Origin of the sequence: Agrobacterium sp. NPDC058088 (assembly GCF_042885035.1) — a bacterium.
Classification (GTDB): Bacteria; Pseudomonadota; Alphaproteobacteria; order Rhizobiales; family Rhizobiaceae; genus Agrobacterium.
This window is the reverse complement of the sequence record NZ_JBHVSU010000004.1, coordinates 316007-341840: the sequence shown is the minus strand read 5'-3', so window position 1 is coordinate 341840 and position 25834 is coordinate 316007. Positions and strand designations below refer to the sequence as shown.

The 25834-nt window shown below is 60.4% G+C and carries 26 protein-coding genes and 1 tRNA gene; 15 read left to right on the top strand and 12 right to left on the bottom strand.

The features are described from left to right. The first annotated feature begins 126 nt into the window (after nucleotides 1-126). The gene (locus ACFVTJ_RS14725; RefSeq protein WP_386908535.1) at nucleotides 127-1659 is read left to right on the top strand and encodes a hypothetical protein; all 1533 of its coding nucleotides are present in this window, start codon (nucleotides 127-129) and stop codon (nucleotides 1657-1659) included. A gap of 89 nt (nucleotides 1660-1748) precedes the next feature. On the opposite strand, the gene rpsA is transcribed toward ACFVTJ_RS14725, so the two are convergent. Both rpsA and cmk read right to left on the bottom strand, forming a co-directional pair. After that, complete coding sequence (rpsA, locus tag ACFVTJ_RS14720; RefSeq protein WP_063947182.1) at nucleotides 1749-3449, bottom strand: 30S ribosomal protein S1; 1701 nt, start codon at nucleotides 3447-3449, stop codon at nucleotides 1749-1751. Nucleotides 3450-3617: 168 nt separating this feature from the next. Further along, nucleotides 3618-4277: a (d)CMP kinase gene (cmk, locus tag ACFVTJ_RS14715; protein WP_386908533.1), complete on the bottom strand. Its 660-nt coding sequence runs from the start codon at nucleotides 4275-4277 to the stop codon at nucleotides 3618-3620. A gap of 200 nt (nucleotides 4278-4477) precedes the next feature. Between cmk and ACFVTJ_RS14710 the strand changes: the two genes are divergently transcribed. Both ACFVTJ_RS14710 and ACFVTJ_RS14705 read left to right on the top strand, forming a co-directional pair. Next, nucleotides 4478-4864 (top strand): TIGR02300 family protein, encoded by a 387-nt coding sequence (locus tag ACFVTJ_RS14710; protein WP_063947181.1) that lies wholly within the window; start codon nucleotides 4478-4480, stop codon nucleotides 4862-4864. A gap of 153 nt (nucleotides 4865-5017) precedes the next feature. Beyond that, nucleotides 5018-5093 (top strand) — tRNA-Ala (locus ACFVTJ_RS14705). 74 nt (nucleotides 5094-5167) lie between these two features. Here ACFVTJ_RS14705 and ACFVTJ_RS14700 read toward each other — a convergent pair. Both ACFVTJ_RS14700 and ACFVTJ_RS14695 read right to left on the bottom strand, forming a co-directional pair. Next, on the bottom strand, nucleotides 5168-5665 hold the full coding sequence (locus ACFVTJ_RS14700; protein WP_386908531.1) for a thermonuclease family protein: 498 nt from the start codon (nucleotides 5663-5665) through the stop codon (nucleotides 5168-5170). 71 nt (nucleotides 5666-5736) lie between these two features. Continuing rightward, entirely contained in the window at nucleotides 5737-6111 is a 375-nt protein-coding gene (locus ACFVTJ_RS14695; RefSeq protein ID WP_386908529.1) for a PAS domain-containing protein, read from the bottom strand. 204 nt (nucleotides 6112-6315) lie between these two features. Between ACFVTJ_RS14695 and ACFVTJ_RS14690 the strand changes: the two genes are divergently transcribed. The 7 genes from ACFVTJ_RS14690 to ACFVTJ_RS14660 all read left to right on the top strand — a co-directional run bounded on the left by ACFVTJ_RS14690 (nucleotide 6316) and on the right by ACFVTJ_RS14660 (nucleotide 11724). After that, complete coding sequence (locus ACFVTJ_RS14690; protein WP_386908527.1) at nucleotides 6316-7218, top strand: hypothetical protein; 903 nt, start codon at nucleotides 6316-6318, stop codon at nucleotides 7216-7218. A 69-nt stretch (nucleotides 7219-7287) separates the two neighbouring features. After that, complete coding sequence (gene nadA, locus ACFVTJ_RS14685) at nucleotides 7288-8259, top strand: quinolinate synthase NadA (protein ID WP_386908525.1); 972 nt, start codon at nucleotides 7288-7290, stop codon at nucleotides 8257-8259. Then, on the top strand, nucleotides 8256-9824 hold the full coding sequence (locus tag ACFVTJ_RS14680; protein WP_386908523.1) for an L-aspartate oxidase: 1569 nt from the start codon (nucleotides 8256-8258) through the stop codon (nucleotides 9822-9824). The genes nadA and ACFVTJ_RS14680 overlap by 4 nt, the downstream gene beginning before the upstream one ends. A gap of 1 nt (nucleotide 9825) precedes the next feature. Next, complete coding sequence (nadC, locus tag ACFVTJ_RS14675; protein ID WP_386908521.1) at nucleotides 9826-10683, top strand: carboxylating nicotinate-nucleotide diphosphorylase; 858 nt, start codon at nucleotides 9826-9828, stop codon at nucleotides 10681-10683. A gap of 146 nt (nucleotides 10684-10829) precedes the next feature. Continuing rightward, nucleotides 10830-11081 carry a GlsB/YeaQ/YmgE family stress response membrane protein gene (locus tag ACFVTJ_RS14670; protein ID WP_386908519.1) on the top strand — a complete coding sequence of 84 codons (252 nt, stop codon included), beginning with the start codon at nucleotides 10830-10832 and terminating at the stop codon, nucleotides 11079-11081. Between the two features lie 12 nt (nucleotides 11082-11093). Further along, nucleotides 11094-11513: a DUF3597 domain-containing protein gene (locus tag ACFVTJ_RS14665; protein ID WP_386908517.1), complete on the top strand. Its 420-nt coding sequence runs from the start codon at nucleotides 11094-11096 to the stop codon at nucleotides 11511-11513. A 22-nt stretch (nucleotides 11514-11535) separates the two neighbouring features. After that, the gene (locus tag ACFVTJ_RS14660) at nucleotides 11536-11724 is read left to right on the top strand and encodes a hypothetical protein (RefSeq protein WP_006313812.1); all 189 of its coding nucleotides are present in this window, start codon (nucleotides 11536-11538) and stop codon (nucleotides 11722-11724) included. Between the two features lie 84 nt (nucleotides 11725-11808). On the opposite strand, the gene cydX is transcribed toward ACFVTJ_RS14660, so the two are convergent. The 7 genes from cydX to ACFVTJ_RS14625 all read right to left on the bottom strand — a co-directional run bounded on the left by cydX (nucleotide 11809) and on the right by ACFVTJ_RS14625 (nucleotide 20144). Then, entirely contained in the window at nucleotides 11809-11931 is a 123-nt protein-coding gene (cydX, locus tag ACFVTJ_RS14655) for a cytochrome bd-I oxidase subunit CydX (RefSeq protein WP_045015706.1), read from the bottom strand. A gap of 22 nt (nucleotides 11932-11953) precedes the next feature. Continuing rightward, entirely contained in the window at nucleotides 11954-13111 is a 1158-nt protein-coding gene (gene cydB / locus ACFVTJ_RS14650; protein ID WP_386908514.1) for a cytochrome d ubiquinol oxidase subunit II, read from the bottom strand. 6 nt (nucleotides 13112-13117) lie between these two features. Beyond that, nucleotides 13118-14695 carry a cytochrome ubiquinol oxidase subunit I gene (locus tag ACFVTJ_RS14645; protein ID WP_386908512.1) on the bottom strand — a complete coding sequence of 526 codons (1578 nt, stop codon included), beginning with the start codon at nucleotides 14693-14695 and terminating at the stop codon, nucleotides 13118-13120. Between the two features lie 68 nt (nucleotides 14696-14763). After that, on the bottom strand, nucleotides 14764-16455 hold the full coding sequence (gene cydC / locus ACFVTJ_RS14640; protein WP_386908510.1) for a thiol reductant ABC exporter subunit CydC: 1692 nt from the start codon (nucleotides 16453-16455) through the stop codon (nucleotides 14764-14766). Further along, nucleotides 16452-18227 carry a thiol reductant ABC exporter subunit CydD gene (gene cydD / locus ACFVTJ_RS14635; RefSeq protein ID WP_386908666.1) on the bottom strand — a complete coding sequence of 592 codons (1776 nt, stop codon included), beginning with the start codon at nucleotides 18225-18227 and terminating at the stop codon, nucleotides 16452-16454. The genes cydC and cydD overlap by 4 nt, the downstream gene beginning before the upstream one ends. 17 nt (nucleotides 18228-18244) lie before the next feature. Then, on the bottom strand, nucleotides 18245-18823 hold the full coding sequence (locus ACFVTJ_RS14630; protein WP_386908508.1) for a GbsR/MarR family transcriptional regulator: 579 nt from the start codon (nucleotides 18821-18823) through the stop codon (nucleotides 18245-18247). Between the two features lie 289 nt (nucleotides 18824-19112). Continuing rightward, complete coding sequence (locus ACFVTJ_RS14625; RefSeq protein WP_386908507.1) at nucleotides 19113-20144, bottom strand: L-idonate 5-dehydrogenase; 1032 nt, start codon at nucleotides 20142-20144, stop codon at nucleotides 19113-19115. Nucleotides 20145-20358: 214 nt separating this feature from the next. Between ACFVTJ_RS14625 and ACFVTJ_RS14620 the strand changes: the two genes are divergently transcribed. From ACFVTJ_RS14620 to ACFVTJ_RS14610, 3 genes are all read left to right on the top strand, one after another. Then, nucleotides 20359-21114 (top strand): SDR family oxidoreductase, encoded by a 756-nt coding sequence (locus ACFVTJ_RS14620; RefSeq protein ID WP_386908505.1) that lies wholly within the window; start codon nucleotides 20359-20361, stop codon nucleotides 21112-21114. A gap of 43 nt (nucleotides 21115-21157) precedes the next feature. Then, nucleotides 21158-22051, top strand: a complete 894-nt coding sequence (locus ACFVTJ_RS14615; protein WP_386908503.1) for an NAD(P)-dependent oxidoreductase — start codon at nucleotides 21158-21160, stop codon at nucleotides 22049-22051. A 175-nt stretch (nucleotides 22052-22226) separates the two neighbouring features. Continuing rightward, the gene (locus ACFVTJ_RS14610; RefSeq protein WP_386908501.1) at nucleotides 22227-23210 is read left to right on the top strand and encodes an aldose 1-epimerase; all 984 of its coding nucleotides are present in this window, start codon (nucleotides 22227-22229) and stop codon (nucleotides 23208-23210) included. Nucleotides 23211-23240: 30 nt separating this feature from the next. Here ACFVTJ_RS14610 and ACFVTJ_RS14605 read toward each other — a convergent pair whose 3' ends face one another. Next, a complete protein-coding gene (locus ACFVTJ_RS14605) occupies nucleotides 23241-23702 on the bottom strand; it encodes an Lrp/AsnC family transcriptional regulator (protein ID WP_386908499.1) in 462 nt (153 codons plus the stop codon). Between the two features lie 167 nt (nucleotides 23703-23869). Between ACFVTJ_RS14605 and ACFVTJ_RS14600 the strand changes: the two genes are divergently transcribed. Together ACFVTJ_RS14600 and ACFVTJ_RS14595 are read left to right on the top strand one after the other, a co-directional pair. Next, a complete protein-coding gene (locus tag ACFVTJ_RS14600) occupies nucleotides 23870-24583 on the top strand; it encodes an aspartate/glutamate racemase family protein (RefSeq protein WP_386908497.1) in 714 nt (237 codons plus the stop codon). Continuing rightward, entirely contained in the window at nucleotides 24584-25354 is a 771-nt protein-coding gene (locus ACFVTJ_RS14595; protein ID WP_386908495.1) for a class II glutamine amidotransferase, read from the top strand. Nucleotides 25355-25834: the final 480 nt, after the last annotated feature.

Here is a 25834-nt window from a genome sequence, read left to right as displayed (position 1 = left end):
CGAGATGACACCTGTACATCACCGGCGCGGCGATTTTCAACATTCAAGCCAGATGCGGATCAGAGAGCCAATGGGGATTGGTCCTTTCGCAGCCAGCCGCGGTCACCGATAGGAACGGAGCGCAGCATGTTACCGCCTGTACCGAAAATTGCGGCAGCCGATGCCGCCTATGGCACCACCGTACCGCTTACACCGCGCGCACAGGTGAAGGAAGGCGTGCCGCCGCAGGCGAGCGATCCCGTCCCAGAAAATAACGGCAACCTCTTCGCCCGCGCCGCAATCGCCTCCCTTGCCAGCGAATTCCAGCTTTCCCGCAGCACCGCAGTTCTTGCGGAAGCGCTGGGCAAGCTGATGAATCTTCCCCGAAGGGATGGCGAAGCCGTAGAGGCCTATGTGACGCGGCTGACGGAGGCCCTGCGCACCCTGCCTGCAGCCCAGCGGCAAGCGCTGGAACAGCAGGTCGGCAAAGCCCTGCAGGGCCTGACCCTTGCCATGCTCGCCGAAATCCTGAAACAACCGACCGGGCCGGATGCCGCCCGTCTGGCCTTGCTGATCGAACTCTCGCGCTACAGGGGAATGGATCTCGCGACAAAGGCGGTGGTGTCTTCCTATCAGCAGAACAATCCCGTCCCCACCCAGCCAAAACAGCAGAACGTGCCGAGCCAGAATCCGGAAAGCCGCCAGGCACCGACGGCGACGGCACAACCGGCAAGTTCCACGATTGCAAACCGGCTGCTGCCCCTGCTCATCGGCCCGCTTTCCTTCAGCGGCGCCGCGGTGAAAGCGACGGTGGCGGCGCTGACCACCCAGCCGGATGTGCGAGCACCTGTCGCTGCCCCACCTTCCGACACAGCCGAACCGCCGGGCGGTGCGACGAAACCCGGTGCGAAAACAGAAAACACGCTGCGTCCGCTTCCATCACAAACCGACAGCGCGCCCAAAGAAGCCCCTGCAGAACCGCGCCCGGCCAATTCGTCACGCGTGGAAGCCAGCGAGACGCGCACTGTCCTTACGAATCGCGAGATGACAAAAATCGAGCAGAAGGAGGCCCGCTTGGTCTCGTCGTCGATCGCCAGCCAGGCGGATGGCGACGGCGAGACCGTCGCCAATCTTCTGCTGGCCGCCGCAACCGGCAAACTGCCTGCCAGGGCGAACGCAACACAGCAGCTGCTCGTCGCGCCGCAGGGCGTTGCGGCACAACCTCTCGAAGATCAACCCGCCGAGAAAGCCGCCCTGACCACGGCCACTGCCCGACCTTCGGGCGACGAAACCGAGACCGTAGCCCCTCGTCCCGATGCCCAGCCGCTGCCCCGCGGTGCATTGGATCAGGAAACGAGAATGGCCATGCTGGAGCAATCGGCTTCACAATCCCTGATCGCCGCTGCTCTGGCGAAGGACGGCACGCCGCTGCCGCTCATCGCTTATCCGCCGGCGGATGAGGATCATGAATCAGAAACACCGCCCCGTGGCGGCGGCCCATTTTCCGACGATGAAGCGGAAAGCGAGGCCGAGGCCGGCGCTGACAATTCCGATGATCAGGCGGAAACGGAAGAGCGCATCGCCTCCAATGACGCGACCAACGAGCAGGAAAGCGCGCCCATAGCGGTTTCCGACGACAGCGCGGAGAACTATTATCTCAAGATGAGCGGCATGCTCTGAATTCGGCGGTACCGACGGAAAAGCGAGCAGAGCCAACAAAAAACCCGCCGGAAATTCCGGCGGGTTCTTCATTTCAAAGATCGGAGCGATTATTCGCCGCGGTTCTTCAGAGCCGCGCCGAGGATGTCGCCGAGCGATGCGCCCGAGTCGGACGAACCGAACTGTGCGACGGCTTCCTTCTCTTCAGCGATTTCCAGAGCCTTGATCGAAAGCATGACCTTGCGGTCCTTCTTCGAGAAGTTGACGACGCGGGCGTCGACAACCTGGCCAACGGAGAAGCGCTCAGGGCGCTGCTCGTCACGGTCACGGGAGAGATCAGCGCGACGGATGAACGAGGTGAGGTCTTCGTGGTTGACGAGCTTCACTTCGATGCCGCCATCGTTAACCGCGGTGACTTCAGCGGAAACGACTGCGTTCTTGCGCAGGTCGCCAGAAGAAGCGGCTTCGCCGACAGCGTCCTTGCCGAGCTGCTTGATGCCGAGCGAGATGCGTTCCTTCTCAACGTCAACGTCGAGAACGACAGCCTTAACGACGTCACCCTTGTTATACTCTTCGATAACCTGCTCGCCCGGACGGTTCCAGTCGAGGTCCGACAGGTGAACCATGCCGTCGACATCGCCTTCAAGGCCAATGAAGAGGCCGAATTCGGTCTTGTTCTTGACTTCGCCTTCGACTTCCGTGCCAGCCGGATGGCTGTAAGCGAATGCCTGCCACGGGTTTTCAAGCGTCTGCTTGAGACCGAGCGAGATACGGCGCTTGGACGGATCGACTTCGAGAACGACAACGTCAACTTCCTGGCTGGTGGACAGGATTTTGCCGGGATGTACGTTCTTCTTGGTCCAGGACATTTCGGAAATGTGGATCAGGCCTTCGATGCCCGGCTCCAGTTCAACGAATGCACCGTAGTCGGTGATGTTCGTGACGGTACCGGAGATCTTCTTGCCAACCGGGTACTTGGCGGAGATGCCATCCCACGGATCCGACTCGAGCTGCTTCATGCCGAGCGAGATACGGTGGGTTTCCTGGTTGATGCGGATGATCTGAACCTTGACCTGCTGGCCAATGTTGAGGATTTCCGAAGGATGGTTGACGCGGCGCCATGCCATGTCGGTGACGTGCAGCAGGCCGTCGATGCCGCCGAGGTCAACGAACGCACCGTAATCGGTGATGTTCTTGACGACGCCGTCAACAACCTGGCCTTCTTCGAGGTTCTGAACGATTTCAGAACGCTGCTCGGCACGCGACTCTTCGAGAACCGTACGACGCGAGACAACGATGTTGCCGCGACGCTTGTCCATCTTGAGGATTTCGAAGGGCTGCGGGTTGTGCATCAGCGGGGTAACGTCGCGGATCGGACGGATGTCCACCTGCGAACGCGGCAGGAACGCAACAGCGCCGTCCAGATCGACGGTGAAACCACCCTTGACCTGGTTGAAGATGACGCCTTCGACGCGCTCGCCAGCTTCGAACTTGGCTTCGAGCTTGACCCAGCTTTCTTCGCGGCGAGCCTTCTCGCGCGACAGAACGGCTTCGCCGAGAGCGTTTTCGATGCGCTCGACGTAAACTTCGACTTCGTCGCCGACCTTCAGCGTGCCGTCCTTGGACTTCGCGCCGAATTCCTTGAGCGGAACGCGACCTTCGACCTTGAGACCGACGTCAACGATCGCGACGTCCTTCTCGATTGCCGTGACGATACCCTTGGCAACATAGCCTTCGGCAAGATCGTTGGAGGCAAAGGATTCTTCGAGAAGCGCTGCGAAATCGTCGCGCGTGGGGGTAGATACTGACATGAAATCTCCTGAATGCATCCGCACGGGGCGAATACAAAGCGCCGGTGGGCTAGTGTTGTTGATACCCGAACCCATGCCCGCCTCTTCAAGAGGCTTTCCGGCGCAAGGACATGTCTTCAGGCAATTCCGGACTAAACGCAGAGGGCGGCAAGCCGTTCCGCGAAAAACCTATCTCTTCAGAGCGGCGTCGATAATCGTGCGCGCGGCCTGAAACGCCGCCTCTATACTCATTTCCGACGTATCTAGCAAGTGCGCGTCTTCAGCCGGTTTCAACGGGCTATCGGCGCGGCCCATGTCGCGCTCGTCACGTTTTTTCACCTCGGCGAAAATGGCATCATAATCCGCGGCGCCGCCACTCTCCAGAATTTCATCGTAGCGCCGGCGCGCCCGCACGTCTGGAGAGGCCGTCACATAGAGCTTCACCGGCGCCTCAGGGCACACCACGGTCCCGATGTCGCGGCCATCAAGCACCGTACCGGGATCCTTCGCGGCAAAACGCTGCTGTGCCTCGACCAGCGCCCGCCTCACCGGCGTCATCACCGCAATCTTTGAAGCAGCCTCGCCGATATCGTGCCGTGAAAGCACGGCGCGATCCAGGCCGGCAAGATCGACCTCCAGCGCCATCCTTTCGGCCACGGCCTCATCATCGAGCGGCAACCCCGCATCCAGAAGGGCCTTGGCGGTCGCGCGGTAGGTCAGGCCTGTATCGAGGTGATGAAAGCCATAGGTCTCGGCTATCCTGCGCGAAAGGGTCCCTTTGCCGGCCGCAGCTGGCCCGTCTATGGCAATCGTGAAGGTCATGAAGCGTTCCGTCCGTGCATCCGTCATCAGTATAATAAAGTGTGCAAAGCCTCCCCTTATTGCATCAGCATTGACGCATAGGGCTTGCACCAGGGGAGGCAGCACCCGAAGTTTGTCTTTGACACGAAAGAGCGCAACGATTAAGGGGACCGGCTATAAATTTTACCGTCTATGCCGGTTTTACGGCGTACACACCGAAACTCATTCGACAATTTGAGGCTTAGACAGTGGCAAAAGCGGAACTTGGTACCAAGCGCACAGACCCCGATACCGGCAAGAAGTTCTACGATCTGAACCGTGACCCGGTCGTTTCTCCCTACACCGGCAAGTCCTGGCCGCTCTCCTTCTTCGAGGAAAGCACCGCCCAGGCCAAGATGGAGCAGGCTGAAGAAGAGGAAGTGGCGGAAGTCGATACCGAAAACACGGAAGTCGAACTCGTCTCGCTGGAAGATGCCGATGGCGACAACAGCGGCGACGACATCCCTGATCTGGGCGATGACGACGACGTCGAAATCGACGACGATGACGATACCTTCCTCGAAACCGATGACGAAGATGACGACGACGACATGTCCGGCATCATCGGCGTGCCCGGCGACGACGAAGAAGCTTGATTTTCCTTGATAATTCGGCCCGGCGACAAAAAAATGACGCCGGGCCGTTTTTTATGCTTGCACTGACCGGAAAGCCGCAGTAGTAAGCCGCCACCGAACGGAAACAACAACCGCTTCGGTTCCCGGAACCGGAAGAAATGCCGGAACCCTTATGGGGCTATAGCTCAGCTGGGAGAGCGCTTGCATGGCATGCAAGAGGTCAGCGGTTCGATCCCGCTTAGCTCCACCAAATCTTCCCAGACGATAAATTTTCGCTTTCGGCCAACTGGCCCCATTATCGTTATAGCCGTTTGGCGTGATCGACTATTGCAGCAGTGCCCGCACGTCCTGCCCGTTGATACGACACTCCAGGGAACTCGGCGAACTCGCCTCCACCACCCGACATTCCAGATATCGGCCGCGCAGGCGGTTCTGCAGCGCCTTGAAGGCATTGAGGCCGCAGGCGTAGCGGCGGCCGTCGGGGCCCGTACAGACGCGATTGCGTTCGATCTCTTCCACGCCGGCGAGGCGGAATTCCTCGCCCTTGAAGGTGAAACGGCTGCTGGAAATCACCCGCAGGCGCTGGTCGGCGTGCATTTTCAGCGGATAGAGATCGGGCGGCGTTGGAATGCGCTCGTAATTCTGGCGAAGGGGATCGACCCGCACCGGTGAGGTGGTCCAGAGAAGTTCCGTATTGGCGGCGAGTCCTGCCGGTACGGAGGTCGCCTCACCATTGACGAGCGAGGCAATGCGAATGCCTGATATGCCGAGGCCTATGGCCAGGGCGATCTGAAACAGCAAGATTGCGATCTGCCTGACCATATCACCGCAACATCAAAACAATGAACGACATAAAATGGAACGGCCGCCTTTACAAAAAGGCCGGCCGCATATCACATCAATAAAACCTTGCACGCCGTGACATCCCGTACCGTGCCTATGGCCATGATGGGAACCCGGTCGCCGTCCAGAATCACTCTTCCCGTTGTGCGCAACCAGCGTAACCCGCCCGATTTAAGCTGGATGCGGTATTCCTGATCATAAAACACGCCATTCGTCAGCGAATTATAAACGGCCTCGGCGACGCGTGCGCGAGAAGGACTTTCAATCTGGGCGATGAAATCTTCGACTGGAATGCCTCTGGCGCCTTCTTCGAGGGAAAATTCGCGCAGATAAGCGGCCACGGCATCCAGATAAACCAGATTCTGGCCGACGTTCCAGGTGTAGTAACCCACAAGTGTCTCTTCGAGAGATATGTTTTCCAACATTAGCCTTACAGTATCCAATGCCTGTAGCGGCTCTCTAACATAGTAGAGGCCGAACGGCTAACGACAAGAATTCGTCCTTTCGTCTGATGAGACACGGCTTGCGGGCGGCGGATTATCGACAGCCCTTTTTGGCCGCCATGTTGGCGAAAGAACCTTCCTGTGCCAAGAAGGCTGATACCGAAGCCAGCGACCAGAGGAGCCGCCGTGACCATCGGACTTGCCCATGCCGAACTCATCGCCGTCGTCACCGCCATCACCACGGATGAACCACGGGTCATGACCGTTCGCGATGGGGCCGCCCTGCCCTCCGGCCCCTTCGAATTCGGCCACAGGACGCTTCAGAGCGGGCTGCGGGAATGGATTCACGAACAGACCCATCACCCGGTGGGCTATCTGGAACAGCTCTATACTTTCGCCGATCGCGACCGCAACAATGATATTCCGGGCGGCAGAACCATCTCCATCGGTTATCTCGGCCTGGTGCGCGAGCAGGAGGCATCCGGCGGCAAGCACGCTCTCTGGCATGGCTGGTACGAATATTTTCCATGGGAAGACCATCGGCATGGCCGCCCTGAGGTCCTCGACAACATCATCGACAGGCTGCGCGCCTGGGCCGATTCCGATTCCGCCAGCAGGGCGCAGCGCCACCTGCGCGCCGATTTCACCTTCGGGCTGGATGGCGGCGGCTGGAACGAAGAGCTGACCCTGCAGCGTTACGAGCTGCTTTATGAGGCTGGGCTGGTCGAAGAGGCGCAAGGCGAGCCACGGATCAATTTCGGCAGGCCGATGTTTGCCGATCACCGCCGCATTCTCGCCACCGGCATTGCCCGCCTGCGTGCCAAGATAAAATACCGGCCAGTGGTATTCGAGCTCATGCCCGACAGCTTCACCCTGCTGCAATTGCAGCGCGCGATCGAGGCGCTGGCCGGGCTGACGCTGCACAAGCAAAATTTCCGCCGGCTGATCGAACAACAGCAGCTGGTGGAGGAAACCGGCGACATGGCGACCGAAACCGGAGGCCGCCCGGCGAAGCTTTTCCGCTTCCGCCAGACCGTTCTTGACGAACGCGCGCTCTCCGGAACGAAACTGCCCCTCGCTCGCAATTGACATATGCTCATGATGAGAATATGTATTTGCTCTAGATATGCTCAATAAGAGTATAAATGGGAGAGCACCGTGAACGAGCAGATTTCCGCCGCCCGCCTTTATGACCGCGTTGCCCGCGTCATCCCCAAGGCCGAATGGATGAGCTTCCAGGATGATGTGGAGGCAATCCTTGAACTGAAGCGCAAGCGCAATGCCGTCATTCTCGCCCATAACTACCAGACACCGGAAATCTTCCATGGCGTCGCCGATATCGTTGGCGACAGCCTCGCACTCGCCCGCAAGGCAATAGACGTGGAAGCGGATGTGATTGTTCTCGCCGGCGTGCATTTCATGGCCGAGACGGCAAAGCTGCTCAATCCGGAAAAGACGGTGCTCATTCCGGATATGGCCGCCGGTTGTTCGCTCGCCGATTCCATCACGCCGGACGACATCGCGCTTCTGCGCAAGGCCTATCCCGGCGTTCCCGTGGTCACCTATGTGAACACCTCCGCCGCGGTGAAGGCGGCGTCAGACATCTGCTGCACGTCGGGTAACGCCCGCCAGGTGGTGGAATCGCTTGGTGTGCCGCGCGTACTGATGCTGCCGGATGAATATCTGGCGAAGAACGTGGCCAAGGAAACCAATGTCGAGCTGATCGCCTGGCGTGGCCATTGCGAGGTGCACGAGCTTTTCACCACCGACGACATCAGGGAATTGAGAGAGGGCCATCCCGGCGTGATCGTACTGGCGCATCCCGAATGTCCGCCTGAGGTCGTTGATGCTGCGGATTTTTCCGGCTCCACCGCCGGCATGTCTGACTATGTCGGTCGCGAGCGCCCTGCCCGCGTGGTTCTTTTGACGGAGTGCTCAATGAGCGACAACGTCGCCGTGCATCATCCCGATGTCGAATTCATCCGCCCCTGCAATCTCTGCCCGCATATGAAGCGCATCACGCTTGGCAATATCCGCACGGCACTGGAAGAAAATCGCCATGAGGTGACGGTCGATCCAGCCATTGCCGGCGCCGCCCGCCGCGCCGTGGAAAGGATGCTGCAGATATGAGCGCAATTTCGCCGCAGCGGGACTGGACGGTCATCGTCGGCAGCGGTATTGCCGGGTTGATGGCGGCGCTGACGCTGGCGCCGCAGCCCGTGCTGCTTGTGACGCGCGGCGCGCTCGGCGGCGAAACCTCAAGCGCCTGGGCGCAGGGCGGCATCGCGGCCAGCCTCGGGCCGGATGATCGCGCAGCCCTGCATGTCGCCGATACGCTCGCCGCAGGCGACGGCCTTTGCGATGAAGATATGGCGGTTGGAATCATCGCCGCAGCTCCCACAGTTATCGACGCACTGGAACGGGCGGACGTTCGCTTCGACCGGGACACCAGCGGCAACTACGTCTTCGGGCTGGAAGCCGCCCATAGCAGGCGACGCATTCTCCACGCCGAAGGCGACGGATCGGGTGCCGCGATCGTCAGTGCTCTCGCAAAGGCCGTTCGTCGCACGCCTTCGATCACGGTTCTGGAGAGCACGGAAGTGCGCCGGTTGCTGACGGAGGATGGCGTGATCGCCGGTCTTGCCTGCGCGGGTCCAAGGGGCAGCTTCTTTCTATCGGCAAGCCGGGTCGTTCTTGCCACCGGCGGCCTTGGCGGGCTTTATGACGCCACGACCAATCCCTCCGGCAATTTCGGGCAGGGCATGATGCTCGCCGCCCGAGCCGGCGCCATCCTTGCCGACATGGAATTCGTGCAGTTTCACCCGACGGCACTTTCCTCGCCCCGGCGGCCGCTGGCACTGGTGAGCGAAGCGGTGCGCGGTGAAGGCGCACTGCTGGTCAATGAAAATGGCGAAAGGTTCATGGCGGCGGTGCCGGGCGCGGAACTCGCGTCGCGCGATATCGTCGCCCGCGCCATCGACCGTGAAATCCTGCGCGGCGGCAGCGTCTTTCTCGATGCCCGCCAGGCGCTCGGCTCGGGTTTTTCCGCCCGTTTCCCGTCGATCGACCTGCTTTGCCGCGAGGCGGGCATCGACCCTGCCCGCGAGCTCGTGCCGGTCCGCCCGGCCGTGCATTATCATATGGGCGGCGTCGCCACTGATGGAAGGGGCCGAAGCTCGGTTCCGGGCCTCTGGGTTGCAGGTGAAACCGCCTGCACCGGCCTTCACGGCGCAAACCGGCTTGCCAGCAACTCGCTGCTGGAGGCGGCTGCCATGGGCATGCGTGCGGCTCATGATATAGCCGGCCGTCCCGCACCTTCGGCGAGACCGTCTGCTGCCGTCTCACCCGACACCACAGCCGATTTCTCGCCCGCCGATCTCACCCCTGTCAGGCCCGTCGTTTCCCGTCATCTCGGCATCGTCAGACATGCCGCGGGGTTGGCCGCAGCTATCAGCGATTTGTTGCCGCTCGCCGAGCGGAACGGCCCGGCATCCGACCCGGCCGTCGTCGCACTCTCCATCGCCGTCTTCGCGGCTCTGCGAATGGAATCGCGCGGCGCGCATTTTCGCGACGATTTTCCGCAAAAGGACGCGATGCCAACGAGACGCAGACTGGCGCTAAACGACATCATCACCATCGCCCACGAATTTTCCTCTTCCCGCCTATCCACGGCCGGTTTCGCGCGGAGCGCCTGACATGACCCTTTCCCCCTTGCAACGCCTCATCGTCGAACCGCTTGTGCGCAATGCCCTTCTGGAAGATCTCGGCCTGGCAGGCGACATAACCTCCACCGCTGTCATCCCCGCCGAGCACCGCTCGGTCGTTGTCATGGCGGCGCGGGAGCCGGGCGTCATCGCCGGGCTCGATGCGGCGGAACTTGCCTTCCAGCTTGTGGACCCGGCGATCAGGATGAACAGGCATATTGCGGATGGGGCGGCCGTGGCTCCCGGCGATATCATCGCAACCATCGAGGGGCCCTCACGCGGGCTTCTGACCGGGGAACGAACGGCTCTGAATTTTCTCGGCTATCTCTCAGGCATCGCCTCCGTCACGGCCAAAATCGTCGCCGCCATTGCGGGCACGAAGGCTTCGGTCGCCTGCACCCGCAAGACGACGCCGGGGCTGCGGGCGCTGGAAAAATATGCCGTGCGTGCCGGGGGCGGCATGAACCACCGTTTTGCGCTTTATGACGCCGTTCTCATCAAGGACAATCACATCGCAGTTGCCGGCAGCGTTCGAGAAGCCATCAGCCGCGCAAGGCAGGGCGTCGGACACCTCGTCAAGATCGAGGTCGAAGTGGATACGCTTGTGCAGCTGCACGAGGCCATGGATGAGGGCGTTGATGCGGTTCTTCTCGACAATATGACGCAGGAACAGCTGCGCGAAGCGGTGGAGATCGTTTCAGGGCGCGCCATCACCGAAGCATCCGGGCGCATCAATCCTCAGACCGCTCCAGCCATCGCCGCAACCGGCGTCGATCTCATCTCCATCGGCTGGATCACCCATAGCGCACCGGTTCTCGATATCGGCCTGGATTTTAAGAGCCACGGTTGAATTTGCGACAGCGTACACGTCGCACGGAACAAAATATCCACGCCATCGTTAATATCCCGCTTGGGGTCAATTCAAGGCGGGGGGACGTGCGCAAAAAATGCGGGTCCGGTGCCTTCTGACCTCTCTTTAGAAAGGAAAGGCCTGTTATGGAAGACGCACAAGTTGGCTGGATTGCAGCAATCATCATCGGCGGCGTAGCCGGTTGGCTCGCCGAACAGTTCATGAAAAGCAATATGGGTGTTTTCATGAACATCATCCTGGGCATTGTCGGCGCCGTCGTCGCCAATTTCCTTCTTGGGCTCATCGGCGTCTCGCTCGGAGGCTGGATTGGCTATCTCATCGCCGGCTTCATCGGCGCCTGCATTCTTATCGCCGTCGGGCGTGCAATTCGCAGATAAGGGGAGGACACAATGAGCTTTTTCGACAAGATCAAGAACGCGATTTTCGGCAAGGCAGAGGCCGCGCCGCAGACTTCGGCTCCGGCCGGAACGCCGACGACGACTGCGAGCCCGGCAGCACCTGCGCAGCCTGCTTCGCCTGCGCCCACAGCCGCCGCACCGGCACCGACCGGTAACGTCGATGTCGGTTCCATTCTGGACGCTGCTGTCAAGAAGAACGGCCAGAACCTCGACTGGAAACACTCCATCGTCGACCTTCTCAAGGCCCTCGACCTGGACAGCAGTCTCACCGCCCGAAAGGAACTGGCGAACGAGCTCGGCTATACCGGCGACACGTCGGATTCGGCCACGATGAATATCTGGCTGCACAAGGCGGTGATCAAGAAACTCTCCGAAAATGGCGGCAAGGTGCCGGCCGATCTTCTGGACTGAACCGGGAAAAAGGTGAACCGCGATGGACGACTATTCCAGTCTGAGAGAGCAGATCGGCCAGGATCTCGACACCCTGCACAGGACCGAGAACCCGAAGTCGATTTTCGAAATCGCCGATGACTATCTGCTCGGAGATCCAAATCTCAAGCGAGCCATCGTCGAGGACATCATCAAGGAAGAAGCGGACAAGCGCGGCATCGCGATCCACTGAGGCTGCGCCTCGCAGGCGCGGTAATTACAAAAAGGGCGGCATCGGTTTGGATGCCGCCCTTTTTTAATGGCGTACCGCAAGGCTTTATTTTTCCAGTTTAGCTTCAGCCTTTTTAGCGTTTTCTTCCATCAGCTCATACCACATCGCGTTCATGACGGCGAAAATGGCGGCGAGAGGCAGGCCGAGCAGCCAGGCGAAATACCACATGTTCGATCTCCTTCTTTCTCAATCAATAAGCATGACCGCTGTCGTCGCGGATCGCCTTTTCATCCACCTTGCCCCACAGCACGCGATAGACCCATGACGTATAGGCGACTATGATCGGGATGAAGATGAGGGCGACGACCAGCATGATGAACAGCGTCATATGGCTGGACGACGCATCCCAGACCGTCAAGCTCGATTTCGGATCGACCGAAGACGGCAGGATGAAGGGAAACATCGTCAACCCGACCGTCGAGATGATGCCAAAAATGGCGAGCGAGCTGGAAAGCAGCGCCAGCACTTGCCTGTGGGCCCGGAACAGGACGAAAGCGACGAGCGGGAAGGCAAGACCGAGCGCTGGCGCCAGCATCATCCAGGGATGCGCCGCATAGTTTGAGAACCAGACACCGCTCGCAACGTCTACCGTCTTTGACAGCGGATTGGACGGACCATTGGTGACGATGTCAGAGGTGAAGCGATAGCCATCGATGCCCAGCCACAGAAAGACGCCGCCAAGCGCAAAAAGAACTGATGTGGCAAGGGCCGCGACGCTGCCGAAGCCCCGGGCACGGGCAGCAACCGGACCATCGGTCTTCAGCACCAGCCATGCCGCACCATGCATGACGAGCATGGCCACCGAAACGAGACCGCAAAGGATGGCGTAGGGGTTCAGAAGTTCGAACAGCGTCGTGCCGTCGTAGAAAATCCTGAGGTCGTCATTGAGGTGGAAGGGAACGCCCTGCAGCACATTGCCGATCGCGACGCCAAAGATCAGCGACGGAACAAAGCCACCGATAAAGAGCGCCCAGTCCCAGCCGGTGCGCCATGCGGTGCTTTCACGCTTGGAGCGGTATTTGAAACCGACCGGCCGCAGGATCAGCGCGAACAGTGTGGCGAACATCGCCAGATAGAAGCCCGAAAACGACACCGCATAAAGCGGCGGCCAGGCGGCGAAAATTGCGCCGCCACCAAGGATGAGCCAGACCTGATTGCCTTCCCAGACGGGGCCGATGGAATTGATGACGACACGGCGCTCGATGTCCGTTTTCGCAACGAAAGGCAGCAGCGCCCCCGTGCCGAGATCGAAACCGCCGGTCACCGCAAAACCGATTAGCACCACGCCGAGCAGCAGCCACCAGATGACGCGGAGGATTTCATAGTCGATGAGTTGATGCAGGATCATGATATCTTACTCCGCAGCGACGAGTTTTTCAGGAACGAGCGGTGCCTCCGGCTCGTGGTCGGGGTCCGGCCCTTTGCGGATCGCTTTCAGCATCAGTCCCATCTCGACGATGAACAGCACCGTGTAGATGGCGATGAAACACAGAAGCGTAATCAGAACCGTCGAGGCGCTGAGGCTGGAGACGGCGGCAGCCGTGGGCAGCACACCCTCGATGATCCACGGCTGGCGACCGAATTCGGCCACCACCCAGCCCATTTCCGCCGCGATCCACGGCAAAGGAATGGCAAAGACCGCCACTTTCAGCAGCCATGGATAGTGATCCAGCCGGCGACGAGCCGAGAGATAGAAGAAAGTCGCCGTCAGCAGAATGAAGAACATACCGAGGCCGACCATGATGCGGAACGACCAGAACAGCGTCGGCACATGCGGGATCGTATCTGCCGCGGCCTTGGCAATCTGCTCTTCGCTCGCCTGACGCGGATCATCGACATATCGTTTCAGCAGGAGGGCGTAACCAAGCTCATGACCGAGCTCGGCAAAGGTGCCCCGCACCTCTTCCGGCAGTTGCGCGCCTTTACCGGTGGCGCGGATCTGCATCAGCGCATCATAGGCCTTGATGCCGTCGCGGATGCGGGTCTTGGCCTGCTCCACCAGATCGTTGATGCCGGGAATCTGCGTGTCGAGTGAGCGGGTGCCGATGAGACCCATCACCCACGGAATCTTCACGGCAAAATGTGTTTCGCGTGCTTCCTGATCGGGAAAACCGATGGCGGTGAAGGGAGCCGGGGCCGGCTCTGTTTCCCACATGGCCTCGATGGAGGCGAGCTTCATCTTCTGGTGTTCGGTGGAGAGATAACCGCTTTCGTCGCCCAGCACGACGACCGAAAGCGCCGAGGCAAGACCGAAGGAAGCGGCAACCGTCATCGAGCGTTTGGCGAGATCGACATGGCGGCCTTTCAGCACATACCAGGCGGAAACGCCGAGCACGAAGATAGAAGCCGTCACGTAGCCGGCGGAAACGGTGTGGACGAATTTCGCCTGCGCCACAGGATTGAACAGAACAGCGGCGAAATCCGTCACTTCCATGCGCATGGTCTGGGGATTGAAGGCGGAGCCCGTCGGGTTCTGCATCCAGCCATTGGCGATCAATATCCACAGCGCCGAAAAATTCGAGCCGATGGCAACGCACCAGGTTGCGACGAGATGGCCGAGTTTCGACAGCTTGTCCCAGCCGAAGAAGAACAGGCCGACGAAGGTGGCCTCCAGGAAGAAGGCCATCATGCCTTCGATTGCCAGCGGCGCGCCGAAGATATCGCCGACATAGTGGCTGTAGTAACTCCAGTTCATGCCGAACTGGAATTCCATGACGATGCCGGTGGAAACTCCGAGCACGAAATTGATGCCGAACAGGGTGCCCCAGAATTTCGTCATCTGCCGCCAGATCGTGCGGCCGGTCATGACATAGACCGTTTCCATGATGGCGATCACCACCGACAGCCCGATCGTCAGGGGAACGAACAGGAAGTGATATAAAGCCGTCACTGCAAATTGCAGGCGCGACAGCGCCACTATGTCGAGTTCCATAATCTTACCCACCTTTTCCGGAAGGCCGGCCTTCCATTTTCAAGACGACGCCGGCTCTCAAAAAAATCTCAGTCCGGACGTAGTGTCTCAAGCACTACGCCGTATTCCGGGGTGCCGCTTTGACATTGATCAAGCTGGCGTCCGTCTTTCAGCACGATGATGCGATCGGCAAATTCTGCCTCGCGGCGATTATGGGTGATCATCACGACAGTCTTTCCCTCCGCCTTCGCGAAGAGCCGGGCGAGCACGTCGCGGGCGGTCTCCCCATCCAGCCCTTCCGTCACCTCGTCGAGAAGCCACAGCGGCCGATCAGCGAGCAGGAAACGGGCAAGCGCCAGCCGGCGCGATTGGCCTCCGGAAAGACCCTGCCCGGCCTCGCCGAGCTCCGTCTCCAGCCCTTTCGGCAAGCTTTTGACGTGTTCGGCAAGTCCCGCCGCCGCGAGCGCTTCCCACAACTCGCAACCTGCCGCCGCAGGTTTTGCCAGTCGCAGATTATCGGCAATGCTGTCGCGGAAAAGCTGACTGCGCTGCGTCATCAGGGTGGACGGCAAGGCGCTGATTCCCCCCGTGGCTGGTTGCAACTCACCGGCCAGAAGCTGGATAAGGCTCGTCTTGCCCGCACCGCTCGGGCCGATGATCGCAACCCTCTCTCCGGCGGCAATGGCGAGGTTGATATTCGTCAGGACCGGATTGTCGTTTCCTTGCCGGTCCAGACGCACGTCTCGAAGCTCCGCCGCAATATCGCTCGCAGGCACCGCGAGACTGCGTACCTCAGCCACTGCGGCGAGGCGCGGGGCGATACGCCTCGCGGAAAACAGCGTGCGACCCAGCTCCATCGCCCCGCGGCGAAGTGCTGCGAAAGGCTCCAGCGCGGCGAAACAGACCAGCAGGCCTAGGGCGGCGGCAGGTGCACTCACCGCCCCGTGCTCCGCCAGCCAGGCCACGCCAAGAAGAGCGGCACTCAAAAGAATGGCCGATGAAACGCCAAAGGAAAAACCGGTATTGGTCTCGATGCGGTTGAGACTGTCATCGCAGGCAGCGAGATAGTCATCCGCCCGCTTGACCGCCGCAACCTGTGCGGAAAGTCGGCCGGTGGTCAAAAGCTCCGTCTGTCCACTCACCAGATCGGCCGTGCGGGCACGCAACGCCTCGAGCCCTATGGCCCGCCGACGCGAAAATTTTTCCGCCCGCAGGGCAGAGCGCGCAGAAATGCCCAACCCCGCCGCAATGAGAAAAGTGGCCACCAGCACGCCGGCAAGCGGATGCAGGAAAGCAAGCCCGAAGCCGGTAGCGAGCGCAGCGAGAATGGCCACAGTGGCCGGAACCAGAACGCGCAGATAAAGCGAATCCAGCGCATCAATATCCGCCGTCAGCCGGTTCAGCAGGCGCGCAGGCCGCGCCTCCAGAGATTTGGCGGCCTGCGGTGCGGCAAAACCGCGAAACAATTTCTCGCGAAGCGCTGCCAGCACGGAGAGCGTTGCTTCGTGGGTCGTCATGCGCTCGCCATAACGGGCGGCGGTGCGCGCCAGCGCCAGAAGCCGAATGGCGGCGGAGGGGGCAAAAACATCGAAGGCGAAGGCCGTCGCCGGCAGCAGGCCGGCAATGGCTGTCGCGGTGATGAACCAGCCCGACACGCCGAGAAGACCGATGCCCGCCAGAACCGTCGTGACCGCGAGAACCGCGCCCGCAAGCAACATGCCGCGCCGTGTCGACCAGAACAGGACGATAACTGGTCTCAATATGGCAAAACGCGCGATCATGGCTGCCCCCTCGAATGGATCGCCGTCATATCCACGATCCTGTCCATACGCGCCGCAAGCACCGGATCATGGGTCGCGACGATCAATGTCCTGCCCTTTGCCAGTTGCAGCAGGTTATCCGTGACCAGAGCAGCCGTTTCCCGGTCGAGATGCGCCGTTGGCTCATCGGCCAGGACAAGCTGCGTTGCGGGGCCTGCGAAAGCGCGCGCTATGGCGAGCCGCACCACCTCCCCGCCTGAAATGCCATATCCGCCGTCACCGATCTGCAGATGCCGGCGCGCCTGCGTCAAACCATCCAGCCCGGTACAGCGCAGGGCCTCTTCCACCATGTTGTCGCTGACCGCCGGGCGGCCAAAACGAATATTCGCCTTCAGGGACCCGGCAAAAAAGAACGGCTTCTGGCTGACCCAGCCGATCGTTCTGCGCAGCCCATCGGCGGTTGCATCATCAAGCGCGACGCCGCCGATCCTGATCGAGCCCTCACCCGCCTCGGCCAATCCGGCAATCAAGGAGAGTACAGTGGATTTGCCACAACCGGAAGGCCCAAGGATCGCCACTCTCTCGCCCTGCTGAACCGTCAGGTTGAAATTCCTGAGGACAGGCGGAGCCCCCGGATAGGCGAAGGAAAGATTGTCCATCTCAAGGAGACCGGGCGTCGAAGTTGGAGCGCGCACCACTTCCGCGCCCTCGCCCAAGATGGTCGCACCGCCGGCCGTCAATCTGTCGAGCGCATCGAGCGCCGCCTCGCCGGCCGCACGGTCATGCCAGACGGCGGAGAGTTCTCGCAATGGCTCGAAAAAGGCCGGTGCAAGCAGCAGGATGAAGAGGCCCTCAGCCAGCGTGAGCTTTCCGCCCCAGGCGCCGAAATCGAGGAAGCCGAGCAGGTGGAAACCGATATAAACGGCGGTCATGGCAACGCCGATCGCCGCAAAAAGCTCCAGCACGGCGGAGGAGAGGAAGGCGATCCTCAGAACGGCCATCGTCCGTTTCTTGAGGTTCTGCGCATCGGCGCCGAGGCGCGCCGCCGTCAGATCGACAGCCTTGAGCGTGCGGATCGTTTCCAGTCCGCGCAGACGATCGAGCAGGAAGGCATTCATATTGCCCGTTTCGGCCAGCTGCTTTTCACTGGCGGCCTTGGCCTGCCAGCCGATCAGCGCCATGAAAAGCGGGATGGTGGGCATGGCGAGCAGAAGTACCAGCGCCGCAATCCAGGTGAAGGGCAGGATGGCGAGCACAAAAACCAGGGGAATAATGGTGGCCTTCATGCGCGCCGGCTGGAACCGGGAGAGATAGGGTACCAGCGCCTCCGCTGCCTCCGTCACGACGCCTGCCGCCTCACCCGAGGCCGTGCGCGACAGATCGAGCGGGGAAACCTTCGCCACGGCCTGCAGCGCTTCGAACCGCCGCTGCGAAAGCGCTGCGCGTGCGGCCCGGAAAGACGCCCGCGCCGCGACTTTTTCCAGCCATGCCTTGAGAAGCCCCAGGATAAGAACCGCGGCGGCTGCCGGCACAATCGCCATCATCGGCTCACCAGCGGCGATTTTGCCGACGGAAAAGGCCAGCAGACCCGCCTGCGGCAGCCAGAGAAGCGCTGGAAGCACATGCAGCAGGGCAACGGACCTGCCCACTGCTGGAGCATGTTGTGTCTTCACCGCAGCTTTGTCGGGTGCGGAGCTGCGGCGGGTTCGGCCGAAGAGCGGCCGTTGCCCGGCACCGGGCGCGGGACAGTTTGCGGCATCACCTTCGGCCGACCGGGAGATTTGTGCGGACATGCTCACGACCGATCACCTCACCCATTTTTCTTCGCGCCGCGCGGTCTTGCAAGCGAGACGATCTTGTCCTTCGCCTCCAGAAGCTTCGTGACCTTCGAACCGAGCGCCAGGAGCGAGGCCAGCCTCTCCGTCTCCAGCCGCTTCACATCATCATACCAGCCGGTAAGCTGCTCGATCAGCGTCTTCATCTCGTCGATGCGCCTTTGCGCATGCCGCTCATCCTCGTTTTCCGGCGTTTCCATCAGGATTTCGCGCAGCACGCTGAGGGTGGGGTCGATCTCGCGCTTCTTGCGCTCTTCGGCGAGCGTGCGGAGAATTTGCCAGACATCGTCAGGCGTCGTGAAAAAATCGCGCCTGTCGCCGGGGAAGTGTTTGAGAATTGCAAGGTTCCACGCCTGAAGCTCCTTCAGGCTCATCGACACGTTGGAACGGGAAATACCAAGCGCCTCGACAATCTCGTCCGCACAGAGAGGCTGCGGCGAAATGTAAAGCAAAGCATAGACTTGGCCGACGGTGCGGTTGATGCCCCAACGGCTGCCCATCTCCCCGAAATGCAGCACGAAGGACTGAACGAGCGGTGACAGGCTGGTCGGCATTTCTTCACTTCCTGAATTTTCAGTAATTTCTGAAACTTCGATAAAGCAAAAACAGGCAGGCGGCAAATCACCTTTTTGACCTGCGTCAAAATGTGCAAGCCGGTGGAGGTGACTGCCAGAGGAAAGAAGCCAATGGTTGGCTTTTCCCGTAAAGCACACAAAACCTGACATGATACCGATAACATCCGCAACGGTTGTCGTAGATGGTAGAGCGCCCACAAAAAAGCCGGCGGCAGAATGATCCGCCACCGGTCAAAAGTTTCAAACACCCACGTGCGGGGAAAAGCGCTTACGAAAAAGCGATCTGCACCTTCATCGCACGACTGCGGTCCGACGCGAATTCGAAGGCCGAGATGGCATCGGCAAGACCGACGGTCTGAGTGATGAACGGCTTGACGTCAATCAGGCCCTTGCGCATCAATTCGACACCGGTGGCGAATTCCTCGTGGAAGCGGAAGGAACCGCGCAGGTCGAGTTCCTTGGCGGTGATCGCCATCATCGGCAGGCTCATATCGCCACCAAGGCCAAGCTGGACGATGATGCCACGCGGCCGCAGTGCCGCAATGCCGCCCGCAAGTGCCACGGCAGCACCCGAGCATTCATAGAGAACATCAAAGGTTCCCTTGTTTACGCCGTAGGCGGCAAGCGCATCGGGCTCGTCCTTGCTGTTGATGACACGATCCGCCCCCGCTTCACGTGCTTTTGCGAGGGTGAAATCGGAAAGATCGGTGGCAACGATTTCCGCCGCACCCGCCCGGCGCGCAGCCAGAATGGAGAGAATGCCGATGGGGCCACAACCCGTGACGAGCACGCGTTTTCCCAGCAAATCGCCGGCGCGGCGTGTGGCATGCAGCGTTACGGCCAGCGGTTCCGCCATGGCGGCTTCACCGGCGCTGAGACCATCGGCCGGCACGCATTGCAGGGCATCCGCCACAAGAACTTCGCGGAACGCGCCCTGAATATGCGGGAACGGCATGGCGCTGCCATAAAACCGCATGTTCAGGCACTGATTGTGCAGGCCCTCCTGGCAGAAACGGCAGGTCCGGCACGGGCGGGACGGCGATACCGCCACCAGACCGCCGATCTTCAGCCCCTCAACGCCCTCACCCAGCTCCTCAATGACAGCGGAGACCTCGTGACCGAGCACCATAGGTTCACGCAGCCGCACGGCGCCGAAGCCGCCATGATTGTAATAGTGCAAATCGCTGCCGCAGATCCCGCCCCTGGCCAGACGGAGCCGCACCTCACCCGGTCCCGGCTTTTCCTCCGGCCGGTCTTCGATGCGCACATCCTTTGCCCCGTGGGCGACAATCGCTTTCATGACAACTCCCGTTCAAGCGCGCGCCATTACGGCGCATAAAATTCTTCATCCGATTGCTGCCGCAAGATGCGCCTCGACGCACCTTGTCAGTTCGCCACCCGCCCGATACGTACCGAAAGCGGGCGCATCAGCCTTGACATCCGTCCTAAAACGGACAAATGTTATCGGTAACATACACATTCAAGAATGCAATGTCGAGAGACTGGAGGAAACAGTGGGCCTTAATTTGTTCAATCTTTCCGGCCGCCGCGCCCTGATTACGGGTTCATCCCAGGGCATCGGTTTCGCGCTGGCGCAGGGGCTTTCGGAAGCCGGGGCGGAAGTGGTGCTGAACGGGCGGGACGAGGCGAAATTGAAAGCCGCAGCTGCCGGCATCAAGGGCGCCAGGACACTTGCCTTCGACGCCACCGATCATGAAGCGGTTCGCAAGGCTATCGACGGTTTCGAGGCGGAAATTGGCGCGATCGATATTCTCGTCAACAATGCCGGCATGCAGCACCGCACGCCGCTGGAGGATTTTCCGGCCGATGCCTTCGAGCGCCTGCTGCAGACCAACATCGCCTCGGTATTCCACGCCGGACAGGCCGCCGCGCGCCACATGATCTCCCGCGGACGCGGCAAGATCATCAATATCGCCAGCGTTCAGACGGCACTTGCCCGACCCGGCATCGCGCCCTACACCGCCACCAAGGGTGCAGTTGGCAACCTCACCAAGGGCATGGCGACGGATTGGGCCAAATACGGCCTGCAATGCAATGCCATTGCGCCCGGTTATTTCGACACCCCGCTCAACGCCGCCCTTGTCGCAGACGAAACCTTTTCGGCCTGGCTTGAAAAGCGCACGCCGGCCGGACGCTGGGGCAAGGTGGAAGAGCTTGTCGGCGCCTGCATTTTCCTGTCGTCCGACGCCTCGTCCTTCGTGAACGGCCATATTCTCTACGTCGACGGCGGCATCACCGCGTCCCTGTGACAAATACCAAAACACGACACCTTGGGAGGAGGCCGTAAACAGCATGACCGGGAAGAACAACATCGCTCTCATCGGCGCGGGCGCCATGGGCGGCGCGATCGGCACACGGCTGGTGGAGACCGGCAATCACCTGACGGTTTTCGATCTGGATGCGGAAAAGGTCGCGGCGCTGACAAGCCATGGTGCGGAGAGCGCTCGCACGGCGGCAGAGGCGGCCGCAGTTTCCGACGTGGTCATACTCAGCCTGAATTCACCAAAAATCGTCCGCATCGCCGTCTTCGGCAAGGATGGCGTGGCAGCAGGGGCAAAACCCGGCACGCTGATTATCGACATGTCCTCCATCGACCCGGAAGCAACCAAAGAACTGGCGGCCGACGCTGCGGAAAAGGGCCTTCGCTGGGTGGATAGTCCGCTTTCGGGCGGCGCACCCAAGGCGCTCATCGGGCAATTGACGCTGATGGCTGGCGGCAGCGAGAAGGATGTGGCCGATGCCCACCGCGTGCTGCAGCATGTGGCCAGCAACTACACCCATATGGGCCCCTGTGGCGCCGGGCAGACAACCAAGCTCATCAATCAGGTTCTGTGCGGCCTGAACTTCCTTGCGGTGGCGGAAGCAACGCAACTCGCGCTGGATGCCGGCGTCGATGCCGCCAAGATACCGCAGGCGCTGAAGGGCGGCCGCGCCGACAGCGCCATCCTTCAGGAATACATGCTACGCTATGTGGCGAAGGATTACCGCCGCACCGGCCGTATCGACAACATGGTCAAGGACTTGAATGGCGCACAGGATCTGGCCCGGCGCACCAACACGGCCATGCCGCTGACAGCTGTTTGCGCCGAGGTGCACCGCATGCTGACGGCGGCGGGGCTTGGCGGAGAAGACCAGGCGGCGCTGATGGAGTTCTTCAGCGGCGCAAAACGAAGCTTCGCGGACTGATCGCCATTCCGGCCCCCACGGCCTCCTGCGAACAACGTTGCGGAAAGCGCCGGCCACGGATGGTGCGGCGCATCATAACCATTGCGAAAAGTCTCTGCAGCGAAGATGATCGCGCGAATCGGCGAGGCAATCGGCCCGGCCGTCGCAGATGCATGCATACAAAGGACAATTCCCTATGACCACTTCCGCAACAGGCACGGGGATTGCCGGTCTGGCCGTTTCCGGAAACGGTTTTTGCGCCGAGATCGCCTATGAGGGTGCAACGCTTCTCAGCTGGCGACCGCTCTCTGCCGATGGCGAAAACGGCGAGGATCTGGTCGACGGATATCTGACAGCTGCGGAGTTGCAGTCGCAGAACGGCGTGAGAAACGGCTTTCTTGCACCCTTCACCAACCGCATTCCGCAAGGCCAATATGATTTCGCCGGCGAAACGCACCAAATCAAGCCGGTGCTTGCCCATGAAAACCTTGTTTTTCACGGTTTTGCGCGCGCCCTGCCGTTTCGTCTCGACCGGTCCTTCGAGGAAAATGGCGCGCGTATTCTCGTTTTCCGGACAGAGATCGCGCCTGCAGATTTCAGCGGCTATCCCTATTCGCTGAGCATCGAGGTGGAATATCGCTTTGCCGGCCACGACGTCACAATCGACATTCGCGGCACCAATCGCGGCGACCGGCCGTTGCCTTTCGCCGCCGGATGGCATCCCTATTTTCGCCTGCCTGGCACAACCTCCATCGATGACCTTCATCTCACGATACCCTCGCGAACCGCGATCGAAACGGACGACAATCTCATTCCCCTGCGGGACCAGCAGGGCGGGATCACCAAACGGGACGACCCGCGCTTTCTCTATGCGCCGCTATCCGGCCATGTGCTGGATGTCTGCTTCACCGACCTGATCGCATCCGAAAACGGACTTTATGAGACACGGCTCGAAAACCGGCATAACGGATCGAGCCTCACGGTTTGGCAGGAGCGCGGCCATATGCACGTCTTTACCGGCGATACGCTCGCCCGTGACAGACGGCAATCCATCGCGCTCGAACCAGTGGAAACACCCACCAATGCCTTCAACCATCAGGAACTAGCGGCTGCTATTACGTTGCAGCCGGGCGAAACGCGCAGCTTCCGCTTTGGCGTCCGTTTTGAGGCGGGCCACTGACAAGGACGTTAACGGGGACTCGATGATGTCTCAGATATGCGTCGTCGGCAGCGACGAGGACAGCTTCACCGTCTCCATCGAGATATAGGCGGACATGTCATAAAGCTGAACGCGGCGCAGGATCTGCTTATAGACCGTGTCGTAATATTCGACGTTCGGTAGAACGAGTTTCAGAATATAGTCGAAATTGCCGGTCAGCCGGTGAACCTCGACGATTTCAGGGATGGTGCTGACGGCGGCGTGGAATTTGTCCAGCCAGTCTTCCGCATGCAGGCCCGTCCTCACCAGCAGAAAAACCGTGGTCGGCAGGTTGATCTTCCGCCGGTCGAGCAGCGCCATCGTGCCCGTCACATATCCCTCCGTGCGCAGCCGCGTGATGCGGCGCGAACAGGCGGATAGAGACAGGGAAACCTGCTGCGCAATATCGGCGAGCGGCGTTTCGGCATTTTCCTGGAGAATCGCAAGGATTCGGCGGTCACGATCATCAATCATCCACAAAGAATGCATCGGTTAACGTAAGGACGCAAGAAATTTGCACATAATTTATAACCTACGCTTCATACTTGCATACCAGCCCTGAAATTTCCTGAAAAACGCACGCCGTTTTCGTGGTGGCGATGGCATCCTTGTCTGCAATCAAACTTGATAAGGGGAAACTTATGAAACGCATCGGCCTGATCGGCGGCATGAGCTGGGAATCCACCGCAACCTATTACCGCATGATCAACGAGGCGGTTCGCGACAGCCGTGGCGGTCTGGTTTCGGCCGATATCGTCATGCATTCGCTCGATTTTTCCGAGGTTGTCGCCCTTCAGAAGGCTGACCGCTGGGATGAGGCCGGCGCGCTTCTGGGCGCTGCCGGTGCACGCCTTGCCAATGCCGGCGCCGATTGTGTGCTGATCTGTACCAATACCATGCATCTGGTTGCGGACACGGTTGAGAAAATGTCCGGTGTCGCGCTCATCGACATCATCGACGAAACGGCCGCCACGCTTAAGGCGGACGGACGCCGCAAGCCGCTGCTGCTCGCCACCCGCTACACGATGGAACATGGCTTTTATACCGACCGCATGCGCCATCACGGTATCGACGTGGTTGTGCCCGAAGCGGAAGACCGGGCTGCGATCCATGACATCATTTTCGGTGAACTGTGCCAGGGCGAAATCAAGTCCTGCTCGCGCGAACGATACCTTGCCGTCATCGAAAAGGCCCGTGCACTCGGCGTCGATTCCGTCATCCTCGGCTGCACCGAAATTTCCCTGCTGATCGATCCCGATGCGCTGCCGCTGCCAGGTTACGATTCGACCGCCATTCACGCGAAGGCCGCCGTCGGCTTTGCGCTCGGAGACGAGGCATTCGACAGAGCCGCATGAATGTGCCGCCTTTTTGCCTATTCCGGTAAACCCGTCTGGCTCGACAGCCTGCTGATCGAGCCGGAAGCATCGCTGGTCAGCCAGTCCATGGCCGCAAGGGAAGCGAAAACCGTCGTGAATGGCGATGGTTGCGGCCTTGGCTGGTATGGCGAACGCGGAACGCCCGGCGTCTTTCGCGATACCAGACCCGCCTGGTCGGATGCCAACCTTGCGGCACTCTGCCACCAGCTTCGCTCGGGCATGTTCATGGCCCATGTCCGCTCCGCCACGTCGGGCGAAGTGTCCCGCGCCAATTGCCACCCCTTTGCGCATGGCCAATATCTGTTCATGCATAATGGCCAGATCGGCGGTTACGAGCAGATAAGGCGCGATATCGACTCCCTTATCCCCGATGATATCTATGCATCCCGGCGCGGCACCGGCGACAGCGAAGCGATCTTCCTCATCGCCGCCGGCCTTGGCCTTGATGCAAATCCCGTGCACGCCATTTCCACCGCGCTGCGCCTTTGCCACGAAAAAATGGTCACGGCCGGCGTTTCCTCTGCCCTGCGCTTCAGTGCGGTGCTGATGGACGGCGATTGTGTGCATGCCTTCCGCTGGTCGAGCGATGACAAACCACCGACGCTCTACTGGCGTGGGCTGGAAGAAGGCATTGCGTTGAGTTCCGAGCCATTTTCCTTCGATTGCACCCCATGGTGCGCCGTTCCACCGAATACCCGCGTGACGATCCGCGCCGGGGAAATGATGATGCAGCCTTTTTGTCTGGGGTAACACGGCGATATCGCCCGGTTTCACGCAGCCGCCACCGGCAACAGGTGCGGCTGCGGCGCCGGCCCATTTATTTTCATTGAATTTTTGCGGCCGCGAAGGCTAGTGTGTGATCTTAAGTATCAGACCGAACCCATATGCGGTTTTCGGCCCGGTGTTTAAAGATGACAATCGAGCGAAACAGATTTCTGGACCGGTGAACAATTTAAAAGTGTTGCAGCCTCTTTCCCTTTTTTGAACGATGCCCGGCATCGCAACGACCACGCAAACCTTTTCGGTAACGGCGGATAAAGGGCCGGCAATGCCTTCGGCGATCCTCGGGACGCGGAAGAAAAGTTCTTATTTTTCAAAATTCTAAGCCGTTCAACTTTCCGCGAAAATTGCTGTTGCCACGCCTCCATATCGATGCATAAACTGGCATCAGTAAAGGCAACACGGATCAACCTCTCAGACCCTCTCCTCCCACCAAGGTGCTGACCGACC

Excerpts from the sequence above, each read along its gene's own strand:
- cmk (WP_386908533.1), bottom strand. The coding sequence starts at position 4,277 with ATGACGGATGCACGGACGGAACGCTTCATGACCTTCACGATTGCCATA.
- ACFVTJ_RS14615 (WP_386908503.1), top strand. The coding sequence starts at position 21,158 with ATGACCGGGAAGAACAACATCGCTCTCATCGGCGCGGGCGCCATGGGC.
- rpsA (WP_063947182.1), bottom strand. The coding sequence starts at position 3,449 with ATGTCAGTATCTACCCCCACGCGCGACGATTTCGCAGCGCTTCTCGAA.
- cydX (WP_045015706.1), bottom strand. The coding sequence starts at position 11,931 with ATGTGGTATTTCGCCTGGCTGCTCGGCCTGCCTCTCGCCGCCATTTTC.
- ACFVTJ_RS14600 (WP_386908497.1), top strand. The coding sequence starts at position 23,870 with ATGAAACGCATCGGCCTGATCGGCGGCATGAGCTGGGAATCCACCGCA.
- ACFVTJ_RS14665 (WP_386908517.1), top strand. The coding sequence starts at position 11,094 with ATGAGCTTTTTCGACAAGATCAAGAACGCGATTTTCGGCAAGGCAGAG.
- ACFVTJ_RS14610 (WP_386908501.1), top strand. The coding sequence starts at position 22,227 with ATGACCACTTCCGCAACAGGCACGGGGATTGCCGGTCTGGCCGTTTCC.
- ACFVTJ_RS14645 (WP_386908512.1), bottom strand. The coding sequence starts at position 14,695 with ATGGAACTCGACATAGTGGCGCTGTCGCGCCTGCAATTTGCAGTGACG.
- ACFVTJ_RS14680 (WP_386908523.1), top strand. The coding sequence starts at position 8,256 with ATGAGCGCAATTTCGCCGCAGCGGGACTGGACGGTCATCGTCGGCAGC.
- cydC (WP_386908510.1), bottom strand. The coding sequence starts at position 16,455 with ATGATCGCGCGTTTTGCCATATTGAGACCAGTTATCGTCCTGTTCTGG.
- ACFVTJ_RS14625 (WP_386908507.1), bottom strand. The coding sequence starts at position 20,144 with ATGAAAGCGATTGTCGCCCACGGGGCAAAGGATGTGCGCATCGAAGAC.
- cydB (WP_386908514.1), bottom strand. The coding sequence starts at position 13,111 with ATGATCCTGCATCAACTCATCGACTATGAAATCCTCCGCGTCATCTGG.
- cydD (WP_386908666.1), bottom strand. The coding sequence starts at position 18,227 with ATGTCCGCACAAATCTCCCGGTCGGCCGAAGGTGATGCCGCAAACTGT.
- ACFVTJ_RS14630 (WP_386908508.1), bottom strand. The coding sequence starts at position 18,823 with ATGCCGACCAGCCTGTCACCGCTCGTTCAGTCCTTCGTGCTGCATTTC.
- nadC (WP_386908521.1), top strand. The coding sequence starts at position 9,826 with ATGACCCTTTCCCCCTTGCAACGCCTCATCGTCGAACCGCTTGTGCGC.
- ACFVTJ_RS14595 (WP_386908495.1), top strand. The coding sequence starts at position 24,584 with ATGTGCCGCCTTTTTGCCTATTCCGGTAAACCCGTCTGGCTCGACAGC.
- ACFVTJ_RS14660 (WP_006313812.1), top strand. The coding sequence starts at position 11,536 with ATGGACGACTATTCCAGTCTGAGAGAGCAGATCGGCCAGGATCTCGAC.
- ACFVTJ_RS14670 (WP_386908519.1), top strand. The coding sequence starts at position 10,830 with ATGGAAGACGCACAAGTTGGCTGGATTGCAGCAATCATCATCGGCGGC.
- ACFVTJ_RS14700 (WP_386908531.1), bottom strand. The coding sequence starts at position 5,665 with ATGGTCAGGCAGATCGCAATCTTGCTGTTTCAGATCGCCCTGGCCATA.
- ACFVTJ_RS14725 (WP_386908535.1), top strand. The coding sequence starts at position 127 with ATGTTACCGCCTGTACCGAAAATTGCGGCAGCCGATGCCGCCTATGGC.
- ACFVTJ_RS14605 (WP_386908499.1), bottom strand. The coding sequence starts at position 23,702 with ATGATTGATGATCGTGACCGCCGAATCCTTGCGATTCTCCAGGAAAAT.
- ACFVTJ_RS14695 (WP_386908529.1), bottom strand. The coding sequence starts at position 6,111 with ATGTTGGAAAACATATCTCTCGAAGAGACACTTGTGGGTTACTACACC.